The organism is Micromonospora haikouensis (assembly GCF_900091595.1).
Classification (GTDB): Bacteria; Actinomycetota; Actinomycetes; order Mycobacteriales; family Micromonosporaceae; genus Micromonospora; species Micromonospora haikouensis.
The window spans coordinates 1-1901 of sequence record NZ_FMCW01000082.1; the positions used below are offsets into that span (position 1 = coordinate 1).

The 1901-nt window shown below is 64.3% G+C and carries 1 protein-coding gene; it reads right to left on the bottom strand.

The features are described 5' to 3' along the window. Positions 1-1685: ATP-dependent nuclease (locus GA0070558_RS32520; protein WP_091287377.1), on the bottom strand; the 1685-nt coding region annotated here is incomplete at its 3' end. Between the last annotated feature and the right edge of the window lie 216 nt (positions 1686-1901).

A 1901-nucleotide genomic window follows, 5' to 3' on the forward strand; every position in this document is an offset into this window, starting at 1 on the left:
GTGTTGGGTAGGCCGGGCGTCTCACCGAGAATCACGATCTTGTGCTGGTCGACGCCGACGGCCTCAGCGGCCTGACGGATCTTCGTGGAGACCTTGTTGGTTTCCGCGCCATCGACGAGAGCGCGCACGTCTAGGCGGCGGCCGAACAGGGCGACGAACGCGGGCATGTTGGTGGCTCCGCCAACCGGGATGATCGACATACGCGGGTCAAGGCCGTTGCGTCCGAGCGCGGTCAGGTGCGCAGACATCCGGATGAGGAATACGAAGTCGCTGCTGCCCTCGACGGCCAGGTGTGGACCGTGGCCGAGGAACAGGTGTTGGGCGACGGTGTAACCGAGCGCCGCCTCCACTGGCAGGATCGTGGTGCGGTCGGCGGACAGGTTGACCGGGGTGATGACGACGCCGAGTTCTGGCTCGTCGCGTGTGGCGCGGTCGTGCACGGCGCGCATGGTCTCGTACCGGGTGGGGTCGAGCATGTGCTGCGAGTGGGTTGTGTAGAGCACCTGCTGGTGGGTGCCCAGCTCGTTGAAGATGTAGCTGAGGAAGTCGCGCTGGGCCTCGCCGTGCAGGCTGGTGCCGGGTTCGTCGAGCAGCACTACGACCCGCTCGTCGGAGTCCTGGTAGACGCTGAACGCGGCCAGGAACGAGAAGAACCACTGGAAGCCTGCCGAGCGGGTCTCGAAGTTCGTGTCGACGTCGTGACGGGCGTCGTGCAGTTCGACCTTGAGGAAGCGGTGGCGGATCGGGGTGCCGTGGGGCGACGTGTCAACGACTGGCATGTCGGTGTCGAAGCGCACGGACAGCGCGTTGTTCTGCTTCCAGTACTTCATCACCTGCTGAGTGAGGTCGGAGCTGGCTGCCTGCAGCTCTGCCTTGCGTGTGACGTACTCCTCGTCGAGGAAGCTCTTGGGCTCCTGCCCCGCAAGGGTCAGCAGCGCAGTCATGGTCTCGTCGCCGTCTTGGAGATCGCCCGAAGCGACCCTCGCCGCGAGTTCCTCCAGGTCGGTCTCACCCTTGAGTAGCTCGTAGTTGGAGAAGTAGAAGAACTTCGGCAGGAGGTCCATCATCTGCTCCTGCTGCCCGTTGGTGAGCTCCCCGTCGATCAGGACGTCGTACTGGGTCAGTTCTTGGGGCAGCGCGCGCAGCGCTGTGGCCCGAGCTGTACGCCTGGCTGCGCGGTGAGTGGTGGCCAACTCCTCCGCTCGGGTGCGCACTGCGGCGATGTCGGGCAGCTCAGCGAGTTCGATCACGTCCTCGGGGTCGACTCCGACCTCCGCGCTGGCGATCTGCACGATCGTGGCGAGCCCGCACTCGACCTCGAACAGGTTGGCGCTGTCGTATGTGCGCGACGCGCGTACCAAGGTCCCGTCTGGGGGGGTGAAGCCCAGGACTGCGGTGACCGGTTCGATGTCCTGCGGCTCCAGGGAGAACCAGGCGATGACCGGCTCGACCTCCTCCAGCCGCTCCTTCTTACGATCGCGGGCCAGCCGGCGTCGCGGGTACTCCGTGGCCAGCTTGAACTCATCCGGGCGGTTAGCGGGGTTGAGCCGATGCAGCGCCTTGAGAATCGTGGTCTTCCCGGACTCGTTCTTGCCGACCAGACAAGTGACATCCGGCTCCACCATCATCGTCTGAGGGTCGGTGAAGTTGCGGAATCGCTGAATTTTGACTTTGGTGAGGCGCATCCGATGCTGTCCAATCCCCAAATGACACGGCGGACGGAAGGTTACTCGCCTACTACGACACCTAGTACGGCAGCCGCCGTTCGGGATCATGGCTGGGGTTCGAGGTTGAGTCGTCGGGTGTAGTGAGCCATTCCGCGCAATGTTCTGATCACAAGAGGTGGTCATGTGGTGCGGTCGTGTTCGGTGTGGAGCAGGACGAGTGCGGCGGCCACGATC